Source organism: Nocardioides sp. cx-173, assembly GCF_021117365.1.
Classification (GTDB): Bacteria; Actinomycetota; Actinomycetes; order Propionibacteriales; family Nocardioidaceae; genus Nocardioides.
Map to the genome: position 1 here is coordinate 1,660,716 of NZ_CP088262.1, position 23,476 is coordinate 1,684,191.

Sequence of the window (23,476 nt, forward strand, 5' to 3'; positions counted from 1 at the left end):
GATGAAATGCGCACACGATTGGTGAAGCTGCTGGTGGCGACTCTCACGGCGGGCGGCCTCATGGTTGCGCCGGCCCCGGCAACCCAGGCCGATGTCCAGGGTGACGTGGTGATGGTGGGGGAGAAACCCGTCGCGGGGACCTACGACATGGCCTACAACAACTACAGCGAGAAGATGAAGGTCTGCACTATGTCGCGAGAACGCAAGCGCGACTACTACTGCGAGTTCCACGGCTACCGCGTCGCTCGGGGAAAGATGCACGTCAAGCTGCACACCTACCGAGTCAGGGAGGGCATGCGGAAGTACGACTTCTACGTCCTCGACGTCGACGTCGACAACACCGACCGCTACGGAAAGTCCAAGAAGGGTTGGATGAAGGTGCATATCGAGAACGTCGGCGCGGTCAAGCTGGTCGACTTCTCCGACACGACCTCGGTCTCGGCGACCAAGGCCGACTGTGCCGAGATCGGGCTCTCCATCGGGCACAGCGTCGGCCCGGCCTCGGCGTCGATGGACTGGGGAAGTGTGCGCTTCTGCGACAAACAGGCCAGGTACTACATCGAGGGAAGCACCGGCGACCACACCGTCTACGAGGCTGAGCACACCCGGCAGATCTCGTCCCTCAGCAGCCAGCGGATCGTCAAGGTGCCGCGGGGCAAACGTCCCGTGTTCTCGGTGACCGTCCACCTCCCCAACGACGACTGCACCAAGACCGGCTATGGCAACTGCACCGCTTTCAAGAACTCCACCTACCTCAAGACGTGGAAGATCGGCACCCGCGGGTGAGAGCGAGTTCGGCCGTTGCCGCAGCGCTGCGTACGCTGGGCTGGTGAGCAGTGACATCCCCGACCTCGCCGCCCTGCACGCCCTGGGGCCGGCCCAGCAGCCGACGTACGCCGACCGCGACGCGGTCGACGCCGCCGTCGCCCGCCTCCGCACTGCGCCGCCGCTGGTCTTCGCGGGGGAGTGCGACGACCTCAAGGCCAAGCTCGCCGCGGTGACCCGCGGCGAGGCCTTCCTGCTCCAGGGCGGCGACTGCGCCGAGACCTTCTCCGGCGTCACCGCCGACAACGTCCGCAACAAGCTGCGGGTGCTGCTGCAGATGGCCGTCGTGCTGACCTACGCCGCCTCCGTGCCGGTCGTGAAGCTGGGCCGCCTCGCCGGCCAGTACGCCAAGCCGCGCAGCTCCGACCTCGAGACCCGCGGCGACGTCACGCTGCCGGCGTACCGCGGCGACGCCGTCAACGGCTACGACTTCACCGCCGAGTCGCGCGTGCACGACCCGCAGCGGCTCGTCGACGTCTACAACGCGTCGGCGTCCACGCTCAACCTGGTGCGCGCCTTCGTCACCGGCGGCTACGCCGACCTGCGCCAGGTCCACACCTGGAACACCGACTTCGTGCGCGACTCGGTCGTGGGCCAGCAGTACGAGAAGCTGGCGCACGAGATCGACCGCGCGATGTCCTTCATGAAGGCGATCGGCGCGGACCCCGACGAGTTCCACCGGGTCGACTTCCACTCCTCGCACGAGGCCCTGGTGCTCGAGTACGAGCACGCGATGACCCGCATCGACTCACGCACGCAGCTGCCCTACGACGTCTCCGCCCACTTCCTGTGGATCGGTGAGCGCACCCGGCAGCTCGACAACGCGCACGTCGAGCTGCTGCGCCACATCCAGAACCCGATCGGCGTCAAGCTCGGCCCGTCGACCACCCCCGACGACGCGCTCGCGCTCGCCGCGCGCCTCAACCCCGACAACGAGGCCGGGCGCCTGACCTTCATCACCCGCTTCGGCGCCGGCAAGATCCGCGACGGGCTGCCGCAGCTGGTCGAGAAGGTCACCGCGGAGGGCGTCAACGTCGCCTGGGTCTGCGACCCCATGCACGGCAACACCTTCGAGGCCAGCTCGGGCTACAAGACCCGCGCGTTCGGCGACGTGATCGACGAGGTCCAGGGCTTCTTCGACGTCCACCACGGCCTCGGCACCTGGCCCGGTGGCATCCACGTGGAGCTGACCGGCGACGACGTCACCGAGTGCGTCGGCGGCGGCGAGGCCCTGCTGGAGGCCGACCTGGGCGGGCGCTACGAGTCGGTCTGCGACCCGCGCCTCAACCGGGTCCAGTCCCTCGAGCTGGCCTTCCTGGTCGCCGAGATGCTCCGCCGCGCCTGATGATCGACCTGCGCAGCGACACGGTCACGCAGCCGACCGAGGCGATGCGCGCGGCGATGGCGCGCGCCGACGTCGGGGATGACGTCTACGGCGAGGACCCCACCGTCCTGGAGCTCCAGGAGCGCGTGGCCGGCCTGCTCGGCCACGAGGCGGCGCTGTTCACCCCGACCGGGTCGATGGCCAACGTCCTCGCGGTCCGCTCCCTCGTCGCTCCGGGCCAGGAGGTCCTCTGCGAGGCGAGCGCCCACATCGCGCGCGCCGAGCTCGGCGCCCACGGCGCGTACAACGGGGTCACCATGCGCACCTGGGTGCACCCCCGTGGGCAGGTCGACCTGCCGATGATCCAGGGCATGTTCGCCCCCGAGCTGGGCCCGTTCTTCGTGCGGACCACGGCCATCTCGGTCGAGAACACCCACAACTTCGCCGGGGGAGCGGTGCTCCCGCTGGCGGACCTGCGCGACCTGCGCGAGTACGCCGTCGGCGCCGGCGCCGCGGTCCATCTCGACGGTGCCCGGATCTGGAACGCGCACGTCGCGACCGGCACCCCCCTCGCCGAGTACGGCGCCGTGGCCGACGTCATCGCCGTGTGCCTGTCCAAAGGGCTGGGCGCCCCGGTGGGCTCACTGATGGTCGGCAGCCGCGACGCCATCGACGAGGCCCGGATCTGGCGCAAGCGCATGGGCGGCGGGATGCGCCAGGTCGGCGTGCTCGCCGCGGCCGGGCTGCACGCCCTCGACCACCACGTCGAGCGGCTCGCCGACGACCACACCCACGCCCGGCTCCTCGCCGAGGCGTGCGGGGTCGACCCCGCGACCGTGGACACCAACATCGTCGTCGTCCCGCGCCAGGACGCCGCCGACTTCGTGGTCCGCGCGGCCGAGGCCGGAGTGCGCGTCGCCGTCGTCGGCCCGACCGTCGTACGGCTGGTGACGCATCTCGGTGTCACCCGCGACGACGCCGAGCGCGCCGCGAAGGTCCTGGGCGCGCTGTAGTCCCTGGCGTCGAACGGCGGGTGTGAAACTCACGGCTCCCGCATGGAGTTTCGTCGGGGAGGCGTGAGTTTCACCGGGTGCCCGGTGAAACTTGATGCGGTCCGCGGCCGGGTGCGGCCAGGCGGTACCTCGCGACTCATCGGTCACCTTTGCCGCACCACCAGCGTGAAACTCACGGCTCCCGCATGAAGCTTCGTCGGGGAAGCGTGAGTTTCACCGGGTGCCCGGTGAATCTCCTCCCCGCGCCGCTACCTCACGCCGGCGTGCCAACCAGCGCGACGTCGCTGATCGCGGTGTAGTTGCGGGCTGAGCGGCCCGAGCCGGGGGCGGAGACCTCGACGAGGCGCAAGGTGACCGTGGAGGTGGTGACCGAGTCGACGTCGATGGTCTGCAGGCGGCGGGTCTGCTCGAGGTTCTGGGTGAGCGTCGTGCCGTCGTCGAAGCTCCACTCCGCGACCAGGACGCGGCGGTTGCCGCGGTACCAGTCGAGGGTGCGGTCGCCGTCCGGGGAGCTCTTCGCGTAGCCGTTGACCATGCCGACCTGCGTCAGCGTGGTCTCGGCACCGAGGCTCAGCGTGATCGTGGATCCGCTGCCGTCGCCCGGCATCCGCCAGCAGGTGGTCGCGACCCCGTCGAGCAGGTTGCGCGCCTCGTAGCGCACCAGGTTGCCGTCGACGTCGGTGTTGGGCGGTGCCGTGCGCGGGACCTTGGCCGTGGCCAGGCGGGCCACGTTCTCGGGCTCACCCGGCTCGGCGGGCTCGGACGGTGTCGGCGTCGGCGTGGGCGTGGGGGTCGGCGTCGGAGTGGGCGCCTCGCTGGTCGGCGTCGGGGTGGGGGCGGGGTCCTTCGCCGACCCCTCGTCGTCACCGCCGCCGGTCACCAGCAGCACCACCCCGAGCGTTGCCACCAGCACCAGAGCGACGGCGCCGAGCGCCCAGGGCAGCCACCCCGGCCGGCTGGACCCGGGGGCGCGGTGCCCCGAGGGGGCGTACGCCGGCGGGGGACCGCTCGGCCTGGGGCCGCGGACCTCGTCGGCGTACAGCGGGAACCGCGGCTGCGCCGGTGCGTGCAGCACCGGGGGCGGCGGGGCCGGGCCCTCGGCGGGGCGTGAGGGGTCCACGACGGCCGGCCGCTCGGCCGTGTCGGTCGGCCCGGCGCCGGGCGCCGGATGCCCGCAGTCGAGGCAGTAGCGGCCCACCCCCAGCGGGTGCCCGCACCTCTCACACGTCTCCACGCGCGGAAGCCTAGGGCCTCTGCTCCCGGCCCTCCACGCGGATCCGCTCCCCGGCGCCCACGCGACCCACCGCGGGGGGCAGCTTGCGCACGGCGCCGGCCAGCTCGCGCAGGTCGCTGCCGAGGAGGGCCTGGGGCCCGTCGCACAGCGCGGTCTCGGGGGCCGGGTGGACGTCGACGATGATCCCGTCGGCGCCCACGGCGATCGCGGCGCGCGAGAGCGGCACCACGAGGTCCTTGCGGCCGGCGGCGTGGGAGGGGTCGACGATGATCGGCAGGTGGCTGGTCGCCTGGACCACCGGCACCGCGGAGATGTCGAGGGTGTTGCGGGTGGCCGGCTCGAAGGTCCGGATGCCGCGCTCGCACAGCACGATGTCGAGGTTGCCGCGCTGGGCGACGTACTCGGCCGCCATCAGCCACTCCTCGATGGTCGCGGTCATGCCGCGCTTGAGGAGCACCGGCTTGCCGGCGTCGCCGACGGCCTGAAGCAGGCCGAAGTTGGCCATGTTGCGGGTGCCGACCTGCAGCATGTCGACATGCTCGGCGACCACCTGGACGTCGCGCGCGTCGACCACCTCGGTGACGACCGGCAGCCCGGTGGCGGCGCCTACCTCGGCGAGGATCTCCAGTCCGGCGAGGCCGAGGCCCTGGAAGGCGTACGGCGAGGTCCGCGGCTTGAAGGCGCCGCCGCGCAGGATCGTGGCGCCCGCGGATCGCGCCATCTGCGCCGCGGCGAGCGTCTGCTCGGCCGTCTCCACGGCACACGGCCCGGCCAGGAAGGTGAACGTGTCGGGACCGATCGGCACCTGGGCGCCCGGGCGGCCGACCCAGACCGTCGAGCGGGTCGCGTGGTGCTGGCGGCTCACCAGCTTGTAGGGGTCGCTGATCCGGTGCACGTCGGCGACGCCGCGCAGGGTGCGCAGGTTGAGGTGGTGGAAGGACTCGATGTCCCCGACCAGCCCGATGATGGTGCGGACCACGCCCTTGGAGACGAAGGCCTCGCCGCCGACCGCCTCGACCTTCTCGACGACGTGCGCGACGTCCTCGTCGGTGGCGTCCGGTGACATGACGACGACCATGGGGTTCCTCTTCTCGGTGCGTGCCCGACCCGGCCCGGACAGCACGACGCCCCGGTCGGTGGCCGGGGCGGTGGATGGAGTGTGAGCGCGTCTAGACGGCTCGCACGGGGATGCCCGGCGAGTGCCCAAAGAGATACGTGTGCGTCACGGGGGCGACTCTAGCCACCCTGGAGGCCTGCCGACCGGCCCGGCTCACACCGCGAGACGCCGGGCGGCCACGCGCGAGCGCAGCTCCTTCAGCAGCGGGATGTCGCGGGTGTCGGCGTCGCGCGAGTCCGGGGTCTCGAGGATGAACGGCACGCCCTCGGTGGCCGGGTGCGCGAAGAGCTCCTCGAACGCACCGGTCCCGATGTGACCCTCGCCGATGCGCTGGTGGCGGTCCTTGAAGGCCCCGCGGACGTCCATCGAGTCGTTGGCATGCACCAGCCGCAGCCGGCCGGGCCCGCCGATCTCGACGATCCGGTCGAGGGTGGCGGTGGTGCCGCCGGGCTCGTCGAGCGGAGCGCCCGCGGCGAAGACGTGGCAGGTGTCGAGGCAGATCCCGGCCTTGGGGTGATGGTCGAGCGCGTCGAGGTAGCCGGTGAGGTCCTCCACGCCGGCGCACAGCGACCGGCCCTGGCCGGCGGTCGGCTCGAGCAGCAGCCACGGCGCCGCGTCGTCGGCGACCGCGTCGAGGATCGGCAGCAGCGCCTCGCGCACCTGGCGCATCGCGGCGGCGTGCCGCTCGGCGCCGCCATCGGGGTCGACGTAGGAGCCGGTGTGGACCACGACGCCCTCGGCGCCGATCTCGGCCGCCCGGCGCAGGTTGTGCGCCACCAGCGCCACCGAGCTCTCGTACGTCGCGGGCGTGGGGGAGCCGAGGTTGACCAGGTACGGCGTGTGGATGAAGGTCCGCATCCCGCGGCGCTCGGTCTCGGCGCGGAACCGCGCGTCGTCGGCGGGCTTGCCCGCCGAGCGCGCCCACCCGCGGGGGTTGCCCACGAAGACCTGGATGGTCTCGGCGCCGACCACGTCGGCGTTGGCCAGCGCCCCCTCGGCGAGCCCCTTGCCGACCAGGACGTGGGTGCCGATCGGGTTGCGCATGGGAGGAACGCTATCCGGCGCCGGATTGCCTAAGCATCTTAGGTAGAAGCATGATGACGCTAGGAAATGAGGGGGGAGCCATGCGCGCCGGCATCACCAAGGACCGGCTGGCCCGGGCGGGGGCGGAGCTCGCCGACGAGGTCGGCTTCGACCAGGTCACGCTCACGGAGGTGGCGCGCCGCTTCGGCGTCAAGGTGGCCAGCCTGTACTCCCACGTCGCCGGCTCCGAGGACCTGCGCCGACGGATCGCCCTGCTCGCCCTCGAGGAGCTGGCCGACCGCGGCGACGCGGCCCTGGCCGGTCGCTCGGGCCGCGACGCGCTGGCCGCCCTGGGCGACGTCTACCGCGACTACGCACGCGAGCACCCGGGTCGCTACGCCGCGGCTCAGCTCCCGCTCGACACCGAGACGGCGCGGGCGAGCGCCGGGCCCCGGCACGCCGCGATGGCGCGGGCCGTGCTGCGCGGCTACGACCTGGCCGAGCCCGACGCCACGCACGCCGTACGGCTGCTGGGAAGCGTCTTCCGCGGCTTCGTCGACCAGGAGCTCGCCGGTGCCTTCAGCCACAGCGAGCCCGACTCCGCCACGTCCTGGCAGCGGGTGCTCGACGCGCTCGATGCCCTGCTCCGCAGCTGGCCCACCACCACCGAGAGGTCCTGATGTCCCACCAGATCGCCGCGCTCCTGCGCGGTGCCGTCGAGACCGAGCCCACGCCCCGCGGCCTGCGCCCGCACCGGCTCCCCGCCCTCGCCCGGGAGCAGGCCGCCGACCCCCAGCTGAGCATGGCCGAGGAGCAGCCCTCCGGCGTCCGCCTCGCCTTCCGCACCTCGGCCTCGCTGATCGAGCTCGACGTGGTGCCAACCAAGCGCGACTACGCCGGCGCCCCGCCGCGACCCGACGGTGTCTACGACCTGGTGGTCGACGGCCGGCTCGCGGCCCAGGCCACGGCCGAGGGCGGCGACGTGCTCTCGATCGACCTCGCGACCGGCGCGACGGAGCACCGCCCCGGGGAGCCGGTGACGCTGCGCTTCGACGGCCTCGGCGACCAGGCCAAGGACGTCGAGATCTGGCTGCCGCACGACGAGGCCACCCTGCTGGTCGACCTGCGCGCCGACGCCGTCATCGAGCCCTCGACCGTGACCGGCCGGCCGGTCTGGGTCCACCACGGCAGCTCGATCAGCCACGGCTCCAACGCCGCCCACCCCACCGGCACCTGGCCCGCGCTCGCCGCGCGCCTCGCGGACGCCGAGCTGGTCAACCTCGGCTTCAGCGGGAGCGCCCTGCTCGACCCGTTCGCGGCCCGGACCATCCGGGACCTGCCGGCCGAGGCGATCAGCCTCAAGATCGGCATCAACCTGGTCAACGCCGACGTGATGCGGCTGCGCGCCTTCCGGGCCGCCGTCCACGGCTTCCTCGACACCGTCCGCGACGGGCACCCCACCACTCCGCTGCTGGTCGTCTCGCCGATCCTGTGCCCGATCCACGAGCAGACGCCGGGGCCGAGTGCCATGGATGTGATCGGCCTGGCCGCGGGCGAGCTGCGGTTCAGCGCCGCGGGCGACCCCGCGGAGGTGGCCGCCGGCAAGCTGACGCTCGAGGTGATCCGCGCCGAGCTGGGCCGAATCGTCGCCCAGCGCGCGCTCTCGGACCCGCACCTGCACCTGCTCGACGGCCGCGAGCTCTACGGCGAGCAGGACCACGCCGAGCTGCCCCTGCCCGACGACCTGCACCCCGACGCCGCCGCCCACCGGCGCATGGGCGAGCGCTTCGCCCGCCTTGCCTTCGGCCCGGGCGGCCCGCTCGGAACCTAGTCAGCCGGCGTACTTCTCCAAGATGCCGGAGCGGTCCAGGAGGCGGCCCTCGCCGTCGACGACGGCGGTGCCGATGGTGAACGGGGTCGGGGAGACGTGGAGCTGCTTGGGCATGCCCTGGGGGCGGGTCTCCCACAGGCGGCTGCCGTCGGGGGCGTCGCGCCAGTGGGTGGCGTAGTCGCGCAGGTCCAGCTCCATGCGGTCGTCGTAGACGTCGACGAGCAGGTAGTTGGTCAGACCGAACGCGAACAGCCCGCCGTGCGAGACCTGCAGGATGCCGTCGCGGTGGACGGCGGTGACGTCGTGCACCTCGCCGCTGAGGTAGAGGTCCACGCCGTAGCGCTTGAAGAGACGCCACAGCGGCGAGTGGGCCCCGCCCTCGTACATGAGCTTGCTCGAGCCGTGCGAGCGCACCGGGCCGACGATCGGGGTGTGGCCCTGGGCGATGACCCACCTCACGCCGTCCTGGCGGGCCTCGCGCAGGACCCGCTCCACCCAGCGCAGCTGGGGCCGGTCGAGCCGGATCCGCATGCCCCTGGCCGTGGCATCGAAGACGTTGAGGGTGAGGACCTGCACGTCGGGCCGGGGCCGCCATGCGTACGCCGACAGCTCGTGCTTCGAGCCGCGCGGCCGGTCGGCGTAGCGCGGGCTCCCGTCGGCCCGTCGTCCGAAGCGCTTCGCGAACTCCTGCTCGAACAGCGGGGCGAGGCGGCGCTTCTCGGCTCGCCAGGGGTTGTCGCCGAACTCGTGGTCGCCCATGGCCGCGTGGACCTCCAGTCCTCGCTCGGCGAAGCGCTCCTTCCACTGCGGGTAGTACGTCGCGGCGGCGCGGCGCAGCGCCGCCTTGCGCTGGGCCAGGGTCCGGTCGGGGCCGAAGTTCCCCGACCGGTCGACCTCGGTGCCCCACCAGCCCTCGACGAGGTCACCGGCGACCAGGACGCTCTCCGGGCGCTCGGCCCGCCAGTCGTCGAGGATCGTGTCGAGAGCGCGCCGGTAGTCGGCGTTGGTCGAGTTCGCGGTGCGGCCGGGGCGCCAGAAGCCCGGCCCGCGGGCCAGGTCGCCGACGTCGGCGTTGAGGAAGTCCGGGCTGGACAGCAGGCGCAGGTCCGGCTCGGCCACCGGGGCCCCCGGCGTGACCAGGCGCGCCCCGAGGGGCGTGGACCGGCCGTCCACCGTGACGGTGGCGTCGACCTGCTGACCCGGCTCGCCGTCGACCAGCGCGTCGAGGGAGACCGTGCGTCTGCTGCCGGTGGAGCGCACGAGGCAGGTGAGCGTGCGGCCGTCGGCCGACACGTACGAGGCCCGCTCGCGCACCGTGACCGTGGGCCGGCACGCGTCGGGGACCGAGGCGAGGTGGGCGTTGCTGAGCCATAGCGTGACGACCGTGTCCCTGCCCCGTCGGGCGGGGACGGTGACGGTGCCGTGCAGCTCGCTGCCGGCCGCGGCGAACGGCGAGTCGGAGGACCAGCCGGCGTCGGGAGCTGCGGGTGCTCGTCCCAGCGCGGCCGGCCCGACGAGGGCGACGATCAGCGCGAGCGGGACTGCGAGACCGAGGGCCGAGACGGTGATCTGACGGGTTCGACCCGTACTGCGGGAAAGCACGCGGAGCAGTGTCACACGAGGTTGAGGGTCACCGTGCTTCCTTCGGGGATCATCGCGCCGGCGCCGGGGTCCATGCTGTAGACGAAGCCCAGTCCGATGTACGTCGAGCCCCGCACGACCTTCACCTCGAAGCCGAGCGCCTCCAGCTTCTCGACCGCGCTCTCGTAGCCCGACGCCGTCACGTTGGGCACCTCGACGAGCTTGGGTCCCTTCGAGACCACGAAGCTGACCGCCTCGCCGCGAAAGAGCGTGCCGGTGCGGGGCGTCTGGCTGATCACGTGACCGTCGGGCACGGCGTCGTCGTAGACCTCGGAGGTGACCTCGGCCTCGAGGCCGCGCCTCTCCAGCGCCCGCCGTACGTCGTCGATGTCCTTGCCGACCCAGCTGCCCACCTTGATCGGCCGGCGGCCCTTGCTGACCACGAGGTCCACCGCCGCACCGGGGCGCAGCGTGGTGCCCATCGCCGGCACGCTGCGCAGGACGGTTCCGGCGGGCACCGTCTCCGACCAGCGCTCGATGGTCTCGTCGTAGGCGAGCTTGACCTCGATCAGGGCATCCTGAGCCTGGTCCTCGGTGAGGCCCTTGAGCTGGGGCACGTCGTAGCGCTCCTTGCCGAGCGACACGGTCACGGTGACCGTGCCGTCCTGGAGGATGCGCGACCCGGCCGTGGGGTCGGTGGCGATCACCATGCCGGCCGGGACGGTCTCGGAGTACGCCTCGTCGGCGTACTCCACGGTGAGCCCGGCGGAGTCGAGCTTGTCCTCGGCCGCGGCCTGGGCCAGACCGATCACGCCGGGCGTCGAGGTGTAGCGGGCCCAGCCGAGCCAGTAGGCGGCGCCGCCTCCGGCCGTGGTGAGCAGCAGGGCGAGGACCAGCAGCAGCGGGCCCCTGCGGGAGCGTCGCGGCCGCTGCGGCCGGGGCCTGGGTGGCCGCGGCTCGCGGGTCGGTGCGGCGGGGGGCGCGGAGGCGGGCGGCCTCATCGGCGGCGGCTTGGCCGCCGGGTAGGTCGCCGTGTCCTCGCGGACCGCGGCGGCGGGCTCCATGAGCGCGGCCATCTCCGCGTCGTCCCACATGTCCGGGGAGGTGTCGCCCTCGCGGGCGGGCGCCAGGAGGGCGAGGTCGGCGGTCAGCTCGGCGTCGTCCGGTGCGCCGTCGGCCAGGGCGTGGGCGACCCGGTGCACCTGGTGCAGCAGTACGGACGCGTCGGCCGGTCGCTGGCCCGGGTCGCGGGCGGTGGCGCGGGCCACCAGCGCGTCGACGTACGGCGGCAGGTCCGGCACGAGCGCGGACGGCGGCGGCACGTCGTGGTGGACGTGCTTGTAGGCGACCTGGATCGGCGACTCGCCCTCGTGCGGCTTGGACCCGGTGAGCAGCTCATAGAGCACCACGCCCGCGGCGTAGACGTCGGCGCGGGCGTCGGCGCGGCCCTCGACGACGAGCTCGGGCGCGAGATAGCTGACGGTCCCGATCAGGACACCCTTGGTGGCGGTGTGCTGGGTGTCGGCGCTGACGGCCTTGGCGAGCCCGAAGTCGGCGACCTTGACCCGGCCGTCGTCGGCGATCAGGACGTTCTCGGGCTTCACGTCGCGGTGGACCAGCCCGGCGCGGTGAGCCGAGGCGAGAGCAGACAGCACCGGCTCGAGCAGGGCGAGCGCCCGCGCGGGCGGCATCGGGCTCTCCTTGGCGATGGTGTCGCGCAGCGTGTGACCCTGGACGAGCTCCATCGCGAGGAAGACGATGCCGTCGTCGTTGCCCTGGTCGAAGACGGACACGACGTGGGGGTGCGAGAGCCGGGCGGCGGCCCGCGCCTCGCGCACGAAGCGGGCCGCGAACTCGTCGTCGTCGCCCAGACCCGCGTGCATGACCTTGATGGCGACCGTGCGGTCGAGGCGGGTGTCGGTGGCCTCGTAGACGCTGGCCATGCCGCCGCGGGCGATGCGGGCCCCGACCAGGTAGCGGTTGTCGAGCAGTCGGCCGCTCACGGGGTCGGGCAGGCCGGAGCTCGGCACGTGCCGATCAGCGCTCACAGCGACCCTCCTGCGGCCGGACGGGGAAGGATCCGGTGGGGCAATCGTACGGTCGCCGGGTCTCCGGGCGGGTTTGAGGCCGCCCCGGCGTGGCGCGGACCCCGAGGGGCCCGACGGGGGACGCCCATTTCGGCGGCGGACCCCCGGGTGGAACCATGGTCCCCATGAGCGAGACGCGACTGGCCGACCACGACCTGGCGGCCCTGGTGCCCGAGTGGATCGACTGGGCCGAGGCCGCCCAGCAGCTGGGCGTCACCGTGGGCAAGGTGAAGACGATGATCCGCGACCACGACCTCGCCGCCGCCGTCCCCGTCCCCGGTGAGGGGCAGAAGGTCCCCGCGGCGTTCGTCCAGGACGGCCTCGTCGTCAAGGGGCTGCCCGGCCTGCTGACGCTGATGCACGACAACCGCTACGACGACCGCGAGATCATCGCCTGGCTGTTCCTCGAGCAGGAGGACCTGCCGGGCCGCCCGATCGACGCGCTGCGCGAGAACCGCGGCACCGAGGTCAAGCGCCGCGCCCAGGCCATGGCCTTCTAGACGGCCCGCTGGGTCGCCGCTGCGGCGAGCTGGCGCAGCACCTGGCCGGCCCGCTCGTGGACGCCCGCCTGCGCCAGGCCGGTCACCGCGTGCTCGGCGAGCGCGGCGATGACCTCCTCGACCTGCGCGTGGGCGCCGCTGGCGTCGATGATGCCGCGCAGCCGCGCCACCTCCGCCTCGTCGAGCGGTCGGCCGAGCGCCCGGTCCAGCAGGGCGGCGTCGTCGTCGGGCGCGGAGTCCAGCGCCAGCGCCACGAGCACGGTGCGCTTGCCCTCGACCAGGTCGTCGCCGGCGGGCTTGCCGGTCGCGTCGGGGTCGCCGAAGACGCCGAGCAGGTCGTCGCGGAGCTGGAACGCCTCGCCCAGCGGGAGCCCGAACGCCGAGAGCCGCTCGAGCATGGCCGCGTCGGCGCCGGCCAGAGCGGCGCCGATGTGGAGCGGCCGCTCGATCGAGTACTTGGCGGACTTGTAGCGCAGGACGGTCATCGCGGTGTCGACGTCGGCGCGGCCGCGGGCCTGGACGGAGACGTCGAGGAACTGCCCGGCGATCACCTCGCTGCGGCACGCGTCGAAGACCTCCAGCGCCGCGGTCACCCGCTCGGCGGGCAGGCCGCAGCGACGCAGCAGCTCCTCGGACCAGCTCAGCAGCAGGTCGCCCAGCAGGATGGCCGCGGCGGCGCCGTACTGCTCGGGGTCGCCGCGCCAGCCGTCGCCGCGGTGCTCGGCCTCGAAGGCGCGGTGCGTGGCCGGCCGGCCACGACGGGTGTCGGAGGCGTCCATGAGGTCGTCATGTACCAGCGCGCTCGCGTGCAGCATCTCCAGCGACGCGCAGGCGCGCGCCAGGGCCGCCTGGTCCTCCAGCTCGGGGCGGACCGCCTGGTAGCCCCAGTAGCAGAACGCCGCCCGGAACCGCTTGCCGCCCGACACGGCGCGCCGTGCCTCCGCGACTAGGCGCGCGGCGTCGGGACCGAGTGGGGCGAGGGCGGCCTGCTGCTGGTCGAGGAAGGCGTCGAGCGCCGCCTGGACCGCCGCGCGGAACTCCTCGCCGTCCCACTGCTCCGGACCGGGCGTCTCGTCGCTGACCACCTGCAGCACCCTAATGGTCACGATTCGGACAGCACCGTCCGGCTACCTACACTCTCGGCATGGACCGCAGACCTGGCCGCGGCGTGGCCGAGCTGATCGCCGAGGGTCAGCGCTCGTTCTCCTTCGAGTTCTTCCCGCCGCGCGACGAGGCGGGCGAGACCCAGCTGTGGAAGGCGATCCAGGACCTCGAGCCGTTCGCGCCGACCTTCGTCTCCGTGACGTACGGCGCCGGCGGCTCCAACCGCGACACGACGATCCGCGTCACCAGCCGGATCGCCCGCGAGACCTCGATGACCCCGGTCGCGCATCTCACCTGCGTCGGCCACACGCGCGCGGAGCTCGAGGCGATCCTCGACTCCTACCTCGCCGCCGGCGTGCACCACGTGATGGCCCTGCGCGGCGACCCGGAGGAGGGTCCGCGGGCCGCCTGGACCCCGACGCCCGGCGGGCTCGACTACGCGACCGAGCTGGTCGAGATGGCGCACGCGCGCGGCGAGTTCCGCATCGGCGTGGCCGCCTTCCCGGAGGGCCACCCGTCCGCGGAGTCGCTCGACGCGGACGCCGACGTGCTGGTCGCCAAGGCGCGGGCCGGTGCGGAGTTCGCGGTCACCCAGATGTTCTTCCGTGCCGAGGACTACTTCGGTCTCGTCGATCGCGTGCGTGCGCGCGGGGTCGACATCCCGATCCTGCCCGGCATCATGCCGATCCTGAACCTCGCCGCGATCCGCCGCCAGGGCGAGCTGATCGGGACCGACGTGCCCGCCGACGTCGTGGCCCGCATCAGCGCCAAGGACGGGGACCCGGTGGCCATGCGCGCCGAGGGCATCACGCTCGCCGCCGAGCTGTGCGCGGACCTGCTCGCCGGCGGCGCTCCGGGCCTGCACTTCTACACGCTCAACCGCTCCAAGGCGACGCTCGAGATCTTCCAGGCGCTGCAGATCACCGTCTGAGGGGACTAACGTCGCGCGTATGCGCACGGTCACCGTCTCCGGCCATGGGGCCGCGACCGCCCACCCCGACTCGGCGGTCGTCCGCGTCGCCGCGGTCCACCGCGGCGCGACACTCACCGACGCGCTCGCCGGGGCGTCGTCGGCGGGGGACACCGCGGTCGCGGTCGCCCGGGGGCACGTGGCGGCGTCGTCGGTGGGCACCGTCGAGCTCGCGGTGTGGCCGGCCCACGACGAGCAGGGCCGTCCGGCGGGCTTCGAGGCTCGCCACGGCTACCGCATCGCCTGCGACTCCCTCGAGGTCGCCGGCACCCTCGTGGGGGAGCTCGCCACGCAGGTGGGGGACCGGCTCCAGGTCGAGGGTGTCACGCTGGAGATCTCGGACAGCTCCGTCGCGCTGGCCGCCGCTCGCGAGGCGGCGTACGCCGACGCCCTCGCCCGAGCCGAGCACCTCGCCGCCCTCGCCGGAGTGACGCTCGGCGACGTGCAGGCGATCGTGGAGGGTGCGGTCGCTGGGCTCTCGGCGCAGACTGGCGAGGTGGGCGCCGCCTACTCGTCCAGGCTGGACCTGACCTTTGAGCCGGGTCGGTCGTCCCTCGCCCAGGCACTCACCGTGACCTGGGCCGTTGTGTGACCCATCCACGACCTGAGGAGGTCGCCCCATGAACCACTCGCAGGCATTCGACCCGTCACTGCACGAGCCCGGATCCGCCGCCGCGCAAGGGCGCTGCTCGCACCATGCCGGGAGCGACGCCGACTGCGCGGGCGACGCCGTGGTGTCGTTCCAGGCCGGGGAGGGGCGCTGGGAGTCCGGGTGCTCCCTGGCCCTGGAGCAGCTGGTCGAGAGCGGCGACATCGAGCCGCTCGGCCAGGGCGCCTGAGCGGTCAGGCGCCGTTCGGCGTCTCGTGCCAGGCCCAGTGCGCCTGGGCGTACTCGCCCGCGCGGGACACCAGCGCGCCGCACACCCGGCAGACCAGGGTGGCTTCGGCGTCGGTGTCGAAGATGCCCATGACGTCCGGGTCGGCTTCCTCTGTGGCCATGGGACCACGATAGTGGGGTCGCATGACGAGTCCCACCCATCTGGCACGTCCGGTCGCGGGCAACGGCACCGGGGTCCTCGTCCTCGCCGGCTCCAGCGGACGGCTGGACGTCGGGCGCGCCGAGATGCTCGCCTCGTGCGGCGTGACGGCGCTGGCGCTGAGCTGGTTCGGTGGGGAGGGCCAGCCGTCGGTGCCACGGGAGGTGCCGCTGGAGACGTTCGCCGACGGGATCGACCGGCTGCTTGCCGAGTGCTCGCGCGTGGTGCTGCTGGGGCTCTCCTACGGCGCCGAGGCCGCGCTGCTCACCGCGACGATCGACCGCCGCGTCGACGCGGTCGTGGCGCTGGCGCCCACCGACGTCGCCTGGGAGGGCCAGCACGAGCATCCCGACGACCCACGGCGCAGCAAGTGGACGCATCGCGGGGTACCCGTCCCGTTCGTGCCGCTCGACCGGTCCTGGGAGCCACCGTCCGCGCTGCCGGCGTACGTCGAGCTGTACGAGCGCAGCCGTGAGCTGGCCGGCCACGAGGTCGTGGAGGCAGCCACCATCCCCGTCGAGCGGATCCGCGCCGAGGTGCTGCTCGTCGCGGGCGGTACCGACCGGGTGTGGGCGAGCACTGCGGCCGCCGGGCGCATCGCGGTGCGGCGTCGTGCGCGCGGGCTGGAGACGACCGTCGTGGTCGATCCCGCGGCGGGCCATCCCGTCGTGCTGCCGGGGGAGGTGGTGCCGGACCTGTCGCGCCCCTACGCGGTCGGCGGCGACGAGGGCGCGCCGCAGCGGCTGGGAGCGCTCGCCTGGCCGGAGATCCGGCGGGTCCTGCGGATCGAGGACGCGGTGGAGATGCCACGGATGCCGCCGGCACGGATTGCGGCGTCGAGGGACACCGGCGAGCATGAGGAATGACCAGGCCCGTCCTCAGGAGGCTCAGACGGGGCCTGCTGGTGGTGCTGCTGATCTTCGGGACGGGGGTAGCGATGCTGTGGGCGCTGCAGCGGCAGCTGATCTACTTCCCCGACTCCTCGCCGGTGCCACCCGCCGCCGAGGTCATCGACGGCGCGCGTGACGTCACCCTGCACACCGACGACGGGCTGGAGCTGGGCGCCTGGTTCGTGCCCCCGGCGGGCCCGGGCGACACCGAGATGGCGGTGCTGATCGCGCCTGGCAACGGCGGCAACCGCGCGGGCCGGGCCCGCTTCGCCGAGGAGCTGAGCCGCCGCGGTCTCGCCGTACTGCTCATGGACTACCGCGGCTACGGCGGCAACCCGGGCAGTCCCAGCGAGAGCGGCCTCGCCGCGGACGCGGACGCCGCCGTAGCGGCCCTGGAGGAGCTCGGCTACCCGCCGCGTCGCACCGTCTACTTCGGCGAGTCCCTGGGCTCGGGGGTCGTGGCGGCGCTCCAGGCCCGGCGGCCACCGGCGGGGGTCGTGCTGCGCTCGCCGTTCACCGCGCTGGCCGACGTGGGCGCGCACCACTACCCGTGGCTGCCCGTGCGTGCGCTCCTGCGCGACCGGTTCCCGGTCGTGGAGCACCTCGCCACCAGCGACGTGCCGGTGGTGGTCATCTACGGCGACCGCGACTCCGTGGTCCCGACCGCGCTCAGCGAGCGGGTCGCGGACCAGGCACCCTCACTCCACGAGCGGGTCGTGATCGCGGGTGCCGACCACAATGACGCCGTGATGTTCGGGTCCCGGGTGGCCGCCGTGGTCGCGCGGCTGGCGCGCAGCGTCGCGTAAGCCCCGGTGTCGGTCGCGTCTACGTCGGCGCAACCTCTTGTGCTCGAACAGGTGTTCGGTTAGAATCAGGCATGCTTGACGTTCACCCCTCCGAGCTCGACGCGCGCGCCACCCTCGCCGCAATCGAGGGTGGCGTGCGCTGCAGGCGGGAGGCCGAGCTGGCCCAGGCTTTCCTGGCGCTCCACTGGTGCGACCTGCACTCCTCCGACCCCGCCCAGGAGCCGGGGCCGCGCCCACCGGGATCGGACCGGCTGGACCGGCTCGGCGGTGACGGGACGCCCGGCGTACGGGAGCTCGCGCTCTGCGAGCTCGCGGTCGCGTGTCAGCTCCACGTGCTGAGCGCGCGCTCGCTGGTGGGGGACCTGCTCGACCTGCGCCACCGGCTGCCGCGCACGTTCGAGCGGGCGGTCGCGCTCGACGCGGAGCTGTGGCTGGCGCGCCGGGTGGCGTCGATGACCCGGGACCTGCCGTTCGAAGTGATGCACCTGGTCGACGACGCGGTCGCTGCCGCGATCGGCTCCCAGGCGCCCTCGCGGGTGATCGAGCTCTGCGAGGCGAAGAGGATCGAGGTCGACCTGGCGGCGCACGAGGCGCGCCTCGGCGCCGAGCGCAAGCGGCGCTACGTCGGACTCTCCCGCCGCGACGGCACCGGACTGCGCAAGGTCATCGCCCGGGTCAGCGAGGCCGACGCCCACGAGATCACCGCGATGGTCGACACCGTCGCCGATCTCCTGGCCGATCGCCCCGAGCACGCCGGCCTGGGCCGCGACGAGCTCCGTGCCGTCGCCTTCGGGTGGCTGGCGCGTCCTTTCGGCGTCCTGCGGCTCCTCGCCGAGCACGACCGGACCCCCGACAGTGCGGCGCTGCTGGAGAAGCTCGACGGCCTCGACCTCACCCGGCTCCGGCCGAAGGCCGTCGTCTACGTCCACGTCCACGAGGCCGCCCTCGCCGGGATGCCGGGCGTGGCCCGGGTGGAGGACCTCGGCCCGCAGCTGCTCTCCCGGCTCGCCGACCTCCTCGGTCACCGCCACATCCGGCTGACACCGGTCATCGACCTCAACGACCAGGTCTCGGTCTCGTGCTACGAGCACCCCGAGGCCGTCAAGGAGCGGATCCACCTGCTGCGGCCAGGCGACCAGTTCCCGCACGCCTCGAGCATGTCACGCAGGCTCGACCTCGACCACCCCGTGCCCTACTCGCCGCACGGCCCGCCGGGCCAGACCTCGACGAGGACGAGTCAGCCCCTGACCCGCACGAACCACCGGGCCAAGACCCACCTCGGTCACCGCGCCACTCCGCTGGAGAGCGGCGAGGTCGTCTGGCGCACCCGCCACGGCCTGACCCGCGTGGTCGACTCCGCGGGCACCCACGTCATCGACGCCTCCGAGGCCGATGCCCTCACCGGCGACGACCCGCTCGACCGCGCCCTCGCGCGCCTGGTCGTCCGGCACCGGACCGGACAGCTGGACGACGTGATCGAGCGGCGCCGGATGGACGGCGGCGAGGAGGGCTGATCAGCCGCCGTCCTCGGCGAGGATCGTGGGCGGCAGCCAGTCGGCCCCCAGGAGCTGCGCGACGTCGGCGAGGCCCGTGGTGTCGCTTCCGACCGTGTCGGAGGCCGCGGCGATCCGCTCCACCATCACCCGGCCGACCTGCTCCTCGACGGTGCCCTCGGCGTAGGCGATGTGCCACGGCGAGACCTGGTGGTCGCGGTGGGTGCGACCGGTCACCTGCCGAGCGGCGATGCCCGAGAAGCGGGCCTGGTGGAAGACGCCGACCCGCGGCTCGGTGCTGGCCCGGCGGTCGTCAACGAGGGTCTCGCCGGCGTGCAGGCTGATCGAGGCGACCGTGGTGAAGACGCAGACCTTCGCCTGGCCGGTCTGGAACCGCAGCCGCTCGGCCTCGGCGTCGAACCGGTCGGTGCCGTAGATGGTGGCCACCTCGATGCCGGAGTCCCGCAGCCGGTCGGCGATCGGGTCCGCGGCGGTCGAGACGAACTCGACAGAGCACGCGACCTGCCGCTCGGACTCGATCTGCTGGGCGATCCAGGCGACCGTCGAGTCGACCCGGATCAGCCCCGCCTTCTGTCGAAAGCGCAGCAGCGCGGCCCTGCCCTTGGCGGTGTTACGGCCGCGTCGGGCGAGGTCCATCTCCCGACAGAACTCGCCCCACTCGGCCTCGTACGCGCTCCGCTCGGCCGGGCTGAGCGCCACCGGCATGCCGGAGATGGGCACCGGCCCCCACGGGGCGGCGCGGTGCAGCATCGCCGGAGGCCGCTCGTCGGCGAGCCAGCCGCGGACCAGCTTGAGGTCCGCGGCGCGTCGTGCTGCATCAGTGGTCCAGGTCGCGCCGTAGCGGCCCTGCTCCACCCCGACGCCGTGGCGCTCGAGTGCGCTGGCGAATGCGGTCCCGGGCTGGGTCGCGTTGGTCCACTCCTTCACCTGCTCGCCGAGCACCTGCGCGTAGGCGGGAGCGAGGTACGGCAGCTCGAGGGGAGTGTGTCCGGGCGTCGCCGTGGTCGCGATGACGAACGGCGCCGTGTCGTGCGGCCGCCCGTGCCCCGAGATCCTGGCCCAGAGCTTCCACCGCTTCGTCGTCGTACGGCGCAGCGCGTGGGCCTCGTCGGCGATGATCACGTCCCACTGGTGGTCCTTGACCTTCTCCAGCCGGTCCCAGGTGATCACGACCCAGTCCAGACCCCCGTCGCCCAGCGCCGTGATCGTGCGGCACCAGTGGCCGATGGTGATCGCGGCGGGCCGGTCGGCCACGACGAGCACCCGCCGCGCGCCGCGGAGGTCGCCCACCGCCGTCGCTCCGAGGACCGCGGAGATCGTCTTGCCCACGCCCGGCTCGTCGGCCAGCAGGAACTGCCGTCCGCCCGCCGCAGCGCGCGCCGCGATCGCGTCGGCGGCCTCGAGCTGGATCCTCCGGGGCTCCAACGCGTCGGTCGGCTCGGGTGCCGGCGTCGGATCGTCGGGGTTGAGGGTGTTCTCGACGAACCGACCCAGCGTGTACGGCCCGGGGGAGTACGGCGCGAGGTGCGCGGGCAGCTCGCGCCCGACGTACAGGTGGGTCTTGACCGCCGGGTGCCAGGTGGCGCCGTCGACCTGGGTCCCGTACGGGACGTCGAGCACCCACACCCGCTCACCCGGCCCGGCGGACGGCAGCGGCCGTGCGCTGCGCGCACGGGCACGAGGTCGGCGAGCTCTGGACACCCCCGGACGCTACCGGGGCCGCTACCGCAGCCGCGGCAGCACGTCGGCGGCGACGGTCTCGAGCACCGACTCGTCGCCGACGTACGTCGTGTCCTCGCGCGGCCAGTGCGTGACCAGGTCGGTGAAGCCCAGGTCGGCGACCCGTCCGGCGACCTCCTCGAAGAAGGCGACGCTGGACAGCGCGAAGCGACCCTGCCCCGAGAGGTGTGGCGCGGCGTCGGTGAGCACGTAGCGGGGGAGGGCGGCGAGGTCGCGGCCCGCGGCGGCGGCAGCGTCGGAGAAGATCGCGGCCGACTCCGCCAGCCCGGCGCACCAGCCGTCGAGCGAGTCCGTGGCGTGCGGCCCGGTCGTCACCCAGCCGTCGCCGTGCGCGGCGGCAAAGCGAAGCGAGCGGGGCCCGTTGGCCGCGACGAGGTACGGCGTGCGGTGCAGCCCCGGCCGCGTGCGGGCGTCCGCGGTGGAGAACCAGCGCCCCTGACTGCTGACGTGGTCGCCGTCGCGCAGCGACTCGAGCACGCCGACGAACTCCTGGAACCGGTCGACCCGCTCGCGCACGGACAGCTCGCCGGCGCCGAGGACCTGCGAGTCAAGGTCGCCCCCGGTGCCGAGGCCGAGCAGGAACCGCCCGCCGGAGATGTCCTCGAGTGCCTGGGCGTCGCGGAAGAGCAGGTAGGGGTGGCGGAAGTTGGGGGCGGACACCAGCGTGCCGAGCCCGATCCGCTCGGTGACCCCGGCCGCGGCCGCCAGCGTCGGCGTCGCCCCGGCCCACGGCGAGTCGGGCAGCCCGCCCCAGACCAGGTGGTCGTAGGTCCAGGCGTGGTCGAAGCCCATCTCCTCGGTGGCCTGCCACCGGGGAGCGGCCTCGGTCCACGGCTGGTCGGTCAGGAGGGTCAGGCCGAAGCGCATGCCATGAGCCTAGGGCCCGGCCCTATCCGCGGACCGTGCCGCCGTGGTAGGCCGAGACATGGACACCGCGACGCTGCTCAAGGAGCTCGAGCCCACGGTCGAGGCCAACCTCGACCGGCACCTGGACGTGGCGCAGGAGTGGATGCCGCACGAGTACGTCCCGTGGGCCGAGGGCCGCAACTTCGCGCTCCTCGACGGCGAGCCGTGGTCGCTGGAGCAGTCGACGCTCTCGCCGATCGCCCGCACCGCGCTGGAGGTCAACCTCCTCACCGAGGACAACCTGCCCAGCTACCACCGCGAGGTCGAGCGTGCGTTCGGCCGGGACAGCGCGTGGGGGGAGTGGGTGAACCGGTGGACGGCCGAGGAGGGCCGCCATGCGTTCTGCATCCGCGACTACCTGCTGGTCACCCGCGGCGTCGACCCCGACGAGCTCGAGCGGGCGCGGATGCAGACCATGGAGGCCGGCTTCGACTCCGGTGACAAGCCGCTGCTGCACGTGTGCGCGTACGTGTCCTTCCAGGAGCTGGCGACCCGGGTCTCGCACCGCAACACCGGGCGGATCACCGAGGACCCGGTCGCCGAGCGGCTCCTCACCCGCGTCGCCAAGGACGAGAACCTGCACATGATCTTCTACCGCAACATCATCGAGGCCGCCCTGCAGCTCGCGCCCGGGCCCACGATGCGCGCCATCACCGACGAGGTCCTCGACTTCCAGATGCCCGGGGCGGTGATCCCCGGCTTCGCGCGCAAGGCGGTCCAGATGGCCCGGGCCGGGATCTACGACCTGCGGATCCACCACGACGACATCGTCCAGCCGCTGGTGCGGCAGTGGCGGCTCTTCGAGCTCGAGGGCCTCGACGAGGAGGGCGAGCGCGCCCGCGACGAGCTCGCCGCCGCGATGGCAGCGCTGGACGAGCAGGCCACCCGCTTCGTCGAGCAGCGCGAGGCGGCCGCGGCCAAGCGCGCGGCGCGCCGGGCGTGAACCAGCGGATCGAGGTGTGGCTGCTCGCGGTGATGTCGGGGTGCGCCCTCGTGCTGTTCGTCGCCGACGTGGCCGACGACCGCGCGGTGAGGTCGCTGCTCTGGTTGGCGGTCGCCCTCTTCTTCGCGGTCCTCGCCGTTCGCGCCGGACGGTCGGCGGCCCGGCGTCGCCGCAGAACGTAGGCTCGGCCCTGCCCGCAGTACCCAGGCAGACCAGGAGGCGCCGTGCCCCACCCCGCAGCCCGACTGCGCACGATCCTGCCCGGCCCGAGCCGCGCCGCGGTCGGCGCCACGATCGCGGGCGGCGTGCTGACCGGTCTCGCGTCGGCGCCCGAGCGGGTGGGGCGGCTGTTCCGCCGGCGCTTCCCGACCGTGGCGGTCACCGGGATGACCGGCGTCGGCAAGACCCAGCTCGCCGACCGGCTCGCACGCCGTACGTCGGGCACCGGCGCGGGCGAGGTCGGCTCCGCGGTGATGGAGCGTCGGACCCGCCGCTCGGCGCGGCTGCACGGATTCCGCTTCCTGGTCGTGCCCGGGGACAACGCGGCGACGCGGCTCGGTGCGCTCGACGAGGTGTTCCACGACGAGCCGGTCGACGGCGTGATCCACGTCGTCGCCAACGGCTACGCCACCCCGCGGCGTACGGCGGGCACCACCGGCTCGGCCACCGCCAGCCGGGAGGAGCAGCTCGCCGCGGAGCTCGAGGACTGGACGATCACCGCGCACCGGATCGCCTCGATGGCCGTGCGCCGCGGCAAGCCCGTGTGGCTGGTCATCGCCGTCACCAAGGTCGACCTGTACCCCGACGACCTCGACCAGGTCCTGGACTACTACTCACCGGGCAGCGGCTCGCCGTTCGGCGACAAGATCGACGAGCTCCGCGCGCTGGCCGGCGGCGCGCGGCTCTCGGTCGACGTGCTCCCCGTGTCCAGCCAGGGCGGCGAGCGCAGCTCGGCCGTCTCGGCCAAGAAGGCCTCCGCGATGGTCGACGCGCTCGCCACCCGGCTGGCCCAGCTCAGCGGCCACGTCTGA

Annotated in this window: 24 protein-coding genes and 1 pseudogene; 15 read left to right on the forward strand and 10 right to left on the reverse strand. The window is 73.4% G+C overall.

Annotated features, from left to right (window positions below):
• The first annotated feature begins 6 nt into the window (after positions 1–6).
• Genes LQ940_RS08050 through LQ940_RS08060 form a run of 3 tightly spaced genes read left to right on the forward strand, consistent with a single transcriptional unit; the run spans position 7 to position 3,162 of the window.
• The gene (locus LQ940_RS08050) at positions 7–786 is read left to right on the forward strand and encodes a hypothetical protein (RefSeq protein ID WP_231244010.1); all 780 of its coding nucleotides are present in this window, start codon (positions 7–9) and stop codon (positions 784–786) included.
• Complete coding sequence (locus LQ940_RS08055; RefSeq protein ID WP_374229538.1) at positions 719–2,170, forward strand: class II 3-deoxy-7-phosphoheptulonate synthase; 1,452 nt, start codon at positions 719–721, stop codon at positions 2,168–2,170. Before LQ940_RS08050 ends, LQ940_RS08055 begins: the two co-directional genes overlap by 68 nt.
• Positions 2,170–3,162, forward strand: coding sequence for a threonine aldolase family protein (locus LQ940_RS08060; protein WP_231244012.1), 993 nt, complete (start codon positions 2,170–2,172; stop codon positions 3,160–3,162). The genes LQ940_RS08055 and LQ940_RS08060 overlap by 1 nt, the downstream gene beginning before the upstream one ends.
• A gap of 253 nt (positions 3,163–3,415) precedes the next feature.
• On the opposite strand, the gene LQ940_RS08065 is transcribed toward LQ940_RS08060, so the two are convergent.
• The 3 genes from LQ940_RS08065 to LQ940_RS08075 form a co-directional block, all read right to left on the reverse strand.
• Positions 3,416–4,396 (reverse strand): discoidin domain-containing protein, encoded by a 981-nt coding sequence (locus LQ940_RS08065; protein ID WP_231244013.1) that lies wholly within the window; start codon positions 4,394–4,396, stop codon positions 3,416–3,418.
• Positions 4,397–4,406: 10 nt separating this feature from the next.
• The gene (aroF, locus tag LQ940_RS08070) at positions 4,407–5,474 is read right to left on the reverse strand and encodes a 3-deoxy-7-phosphoheptulonate synthase (RefSeq protein WP_231365086.1); all 1,068 of its coding nucleotides are present in this window, start codon (positions 5,472–5,474) and stop codon (positions 4,407–4,409) included.
• A 192-nt stretch (positions 5,475–5,666) separates the two neighbouring features.
• Complete coding sequence (locus LQ940_RS08075; protein ID WP_231244015.1) at positions 5,667–6,557, reverse strand: deoxyribonuclease IV; 891 nt, start codon at positions 6,555–6,557, stop codon at positions 5,667–5,669.
• Positions 6,558–6,637: 80 nt separating this feature from the next.
• On the opposite strand from LQ940_RS08075, the gene LQ940_RS08080 reads away from it, so the two are divergent.
• Together LQ940_RS08080 and LQ940_RS08085 are read left to right on the forward strand one after the other, a co-directional pair.
• Positions 6,638–7,216, forward strand: coding sequence for a TetR/AcrR family transcriptional regulator (locus LQ940_RS08080; protein WP_231244016.1), 579 nt, complete (start codon positions 6,638–6,640; stop codon positions 7,214–7,216).
• Entirely contained in the window at positions 7,216–8,367 is a 1,152-nt protein-coding gene (locus tag LQ940_RS08085; protein WP_231244017.1) for an SGNH/GDSL hydrolase family protein, read from the forward strand. The genes LQ940_RS08080 and LQ940_RS08085 overlap by 1 nt, the downstream gene beginning before the upstream one ends.
• Here the strand turns inward: LQ940_RS08085 and LQ940_RS08090 are convergent, their stop codons facing one another.
• From LQ940_RS08090 to pknB, 3 genes and pseudogenes are all read right to left on the reverse strand, one after another.
• Positions 8,368–9,969, reverse strand: a complete 1,602-nt coding sequence (locus LQ940_RS08090; RefSeq protein ID WP_231244018.1) for a metallophosphoesterase family protein — start codon at positions 9,967–9,969, stop codon at positions 8,368–8,370.
• Between the two features lie 11 nt (positions 9,970–9,980).
• Entirely contained in the window at positions 9,981–10,190 is a 210-nt protein-coding gene (locus tag LQ940_RS21865) for a PASTA domain-containing protein (protein WP_442939788.1), read from the reverse strand.
• Positions 10,191–11,963, reverse strand: a pseudogene (pknB, locus tag LQ940_RS08095) (Stk1 family PASTA domain-containing Ser/Thr kinase); the annotation flags it as partial.
• Between the two features lie 197 nt (positions 11,964–12,160).
• Between pknB and LQ940_RS08100 the strand changes: the two are divergent.
• A complete protein-coding gene (locus LQ940_RS08100; RefSeq protein ID WP_231244020.1) occupies positions 12,161–12,535 on the forward strand; it encodes an Rv2175c family DNA-binding protein in 375 nt (124 codons plus the stop codon).
• On the opposite strand, the gene LQ940_RS08105 is transcribed toward LQ940_RS08100, so the two are convergent.
• Positions 12,532–13,620 (reverse strand): polyprenyl synthetase family protein, encoded by a 1,089-nt coding sequence (locus tag LQ940_RS08105; protein ID WP_231365087.1) that lies wholly within the window; start codon positions 13,618–13,620, stop codon positions 12,532–12,534. The two genes, LQ940_RS08100 and LQ940_RS08105, sit on opposite strands and share 4 nt — an antisense overlap.
• A 59-nt stretch (positions 13,621–13,679) precedes the next feature.
• Between LQ940_RS08105 and metF the strand changes: the two genes are divergently transcribed.
• From metF to LQ940_RS08120, 3 genes are read left to right on the forward strand one after another with little or no spacing between them, the layout of a single operon-like run.
• On the forward strand, positions 13,680–14,570 hold the full coding sequence (gene metF, locus LQ940_RS08110) for a methylenetetrahydrofolate reductase [NAD(P)H] (RefSeq protein ID WP_231244022.1): 891 nt from the start codon (positions 13,680–13,682) through the stop codon (positions 14,568–14,570).
• 19 nt (positions 14,571–14,589) lie between these two features.
• A complete protein-coding gene (locus LQ940_RS08115; protein WP_231244023.1) occupies positions 14,590–15,201 on the forward strand; it encodes an SIMPL domain-containing protein in 612 nt (203 codons plus the stop codon).
• Between the two features lie 28 nt (positions 15,202–15,229).
• Positions 15,230–15,448: a hypothetical protein gene (locus LQ940_RS08120; protein ID WP_231244024.1), complete on the forward strand. Its 219-nt coding sequence runs from the start codon at positions 15,230–15,232 to the stop codon at positions 15,446–15,448.
• A 4-nt stretch (positions 15,449–15,452) separates the two neighbouring features.
• On the opposite strand, the gene LQ940_RS08125 is transcribed toward LQ940_RS08120, so the two are convergent.
• Entirely contained in the window at positions 15,453–15,608 is a 156-nt protein-coding gene (locus LQ940_RS08125; RefSeq protein WP_231244025.1) for a hypothetical protein, read from the reverse strand.
• Between the two features lie 22 nt (positions 15,609–15,630).
• Here LQ940_RS08125 and LQ940_RS08130 point away from each other — a divergent pair, with 22 nt between their 5' ends.
• From LQ940_RS08130 to LQ940_RS08140, 3 genes are all read left to right on the forward strand, one after another.
• Positions 15,631–16,512, forward strand: coding sequence for an alpha/beta fold hydrolase (locus LQ940_RS08130; protein ID WP_231244026.1), 882 nt, complete (start codon positions 15,631–15,633; stop codon positions 16,510–16,512).
• Positions 16,509–17,342: an alpha/beta hydrolase gene (locus LQ940_RS08135; RefSeq protein ID WP_231244027.1), complete on the forward strand. Its 834-nt coding sequence runs from the start codon at positions 16,509–16,511 to the stop codon at positions 17,340–17,342. The genes LQ940_RS08130 and LQ940_RS08135 overlap by 4 nt, the downstream gene beginning before the upstream one ends.
• A 71-nt stretch (positions 17,343–17,413) precedes the next feature.
• Positions 17,414–18,856, forward strand: coding sequence for a hypothetical protein (locus LQ940_RS08140; RefSeq protein ID WP_231244028.1), 1,443 nt, complete (start codon positions 17,414–17,416; stop codon positions 18,854–18,856).
• Here the strand turns inward: LQ940_RS08140 and LQ940_RS08145 are convergent, their stop codons facing one another.
• Together LQ940_RS08145 and LQ940_RS08150 are read right to left on the reverse strand one after the other, a co-directional pair.
• Positions 18,857–20,557: a helicase gene (locus LQ940_RS08145; protein ID WP_231244029.1), complete on the reverse strand. Its 1,701-nt coding sequence runs from the start codon at positions 20,555–20,557 to the stop codon at positions 18,857–18,859. It lies immediately after the preceding gene.
• A gap of 21 nt (positions 20,558–20,578) precedes the next feature.
• On the reverse strand, positions 20,579–21,463 hold the full coding sequence (locus LQ940_RS08150) for an LLM class flavin-dependent oxidoreductase (RefSeq protein ID WP_231244030.1): 885 nt from the start codon (positions 21,461–21,463) through the stop codon (positions 20,579–20,581).
• A gap of 58 nt (positions 21,464–21,521) precedes the next feature.
• Between LQ940_RS08150 and LQ940_RS08155 the strand changes: the two genes are divergently transcribed.
• From LQ940_RS08155 to LQ940_RS08165, 3 genes are read left to right on the forward strand one after another with little or no spacing between them, the layout of a single operon-like run.
• Positions 21,522–22,445, forward strand: a complete 924-nt coding sequence (locus LQ940_RS08155) for an acyl-ACP desaturase (RefSeq protein ID WP_231244031.1) — start codon at positions 21,522–21,524, stop codon at positions 22,443–22,445.
• Complete coding sequence (locus tag LQ940_RS08160; RefSeq protein WP_231244032.1) at positions 22,442–22,627, forward strand: hypothetical protein; 186 nt, start codon at positions 22,442–22,444, stop codon at positions 22,625–22,627. The genes LQ940_RS08155 and LQ940_RS08160 overlap by 4 nt, the downstream gene beginning before the upstream one ends.
• Before the next feature lie 42 nt (positions 22,628–22,669).
• The gene (locus tag LQ940_RS08165) at positions 22,670–23,476 is read left to right on the forward strand and encodes a GTPase domain-containing protein (RefSeq protein ID WP_231244033.1); all 807 of its coding nucleotides are present in this window, start codon (positions 22,670–22,672) and stop codon (positions 23,474–23,476) included.

Bases quoted from the DNA above. Each gene is read 5' to 3' on its own strand.
- LQ940_RS08150 (WP_231244030.1), bottom strand. From the start codon at position 21,463: ATGCGCTTCGGCCTGACCCTCCTGACCGACCAGCCGTGGACCGAGGCC.
- metF (WP_231244022.1), top strand. From the start codon at position 13,680: ATGGACCGCAGACCTGGCCGCGGCGTGGCCGAGCTGATCGCCGAGGGT.
- LQ940_RS08050 (WP_231244010.1), top strand. From the start codon at position 7: ATGCGCACACGATTGGTGAAGCTGCTGGTGGCGACTCTCACGGCGGGC.
- LQ940_RS08060 (WP_231244012.1), top strand. From the start codon at position 2,170: ATGATCGACCTGCGCAGCGACACGGTCACGCAGCCGACCGAGGCGATG.
- LQ940_RS08120 (WP_231244024.1), top strand. From the start codon at position 15,230: ATGAACCACTCGCAGGCATTCGACCCGTCACTGCACGAGCCCGGATCC.
- LQ940_RS08125 (WP_231244025.1), bottom strand. From the start codon at position 15,608: ATGGCCACAGAGGAAGCCGACCCGGACGTCATGGGCATCTTCGACACC.
- LQ940_RS08135 (WP_231244027.1), top strand. From the start codon at position 16,509: ATGACCAGGCCCGTCCTCAGGAGGCTCAGACGGGGCCTGCTGGTGGTG.
- LQ940_RS08130 (WP_231244026.1), top strand. From the start codon at position 15,631: ATGACGAGTCCCACCCATCTGGCACGTCCGGTCGCGGGCAACGGCACC.
- LQ940_RS08100 (WP_231244020.1), top strand. From the start codon at position 12,161: ATGAGCGAGACGCGACTGGCCGACCACGACCTGGCGGCCCTGGTGCCC.
- LQ940_RS08080 (WP_231244016.1), top strand. From the start codon at position 6,638: ATGCGCGCCGGCATCACCAAGGACCGGCTGGCCCGGGCGGGGGCGGAG.
- LQ940_RS08075 (WP_231244015.1), bottom strand. From the start codon at position 6,557: ATGCGCAACCCGATCGGCACCCACGTCCTGGTCGGCAAGGGGCTCGCC.
- LQ940_RS08085 (WP_231244017.1), top strand. From the start codon at position 7,216: ATGTCCCACCAGATCGCCGCGCTCCTGCGCGGTGCCGTCGAGACCGAG.
- aroF (WP_231365086.1), bottom strand. From the start codon at position 5,474: ATGGTCGTCGTCATGTCACCGGACGCCACCGACGAGGACGTCGCGCAC.
- LQ940_RS08055 (WP_374229538.1), top strand. From the start codon at position 719: ATGGCAACTGCACCGCTTTCAAGAACTCCACCTACCTCAAGACGTGGA.
- LQ940_RS08140 (WP_231244028.1), top strand. From the start codon at position 17,414: ATGCTTGACGTTCACCCCTCCGAGCTCGACGCGCGCGCCACCCTCGCC.
- LQ940_RS08155 (WP_231244031.1), top strand. From the start codon at position 21,522: ATGGACACCGCGACGCTGCTCAAGGAGCTCGAGCCCACGGTCGAGGCC.
- LQ940_RS08115 (WP_231244023.1), top strand. From the start codon at position 14,590: ATGCGCACGGTCACCGTCTCCGGCCATGGGGCCGCGACCGCCCACCCC.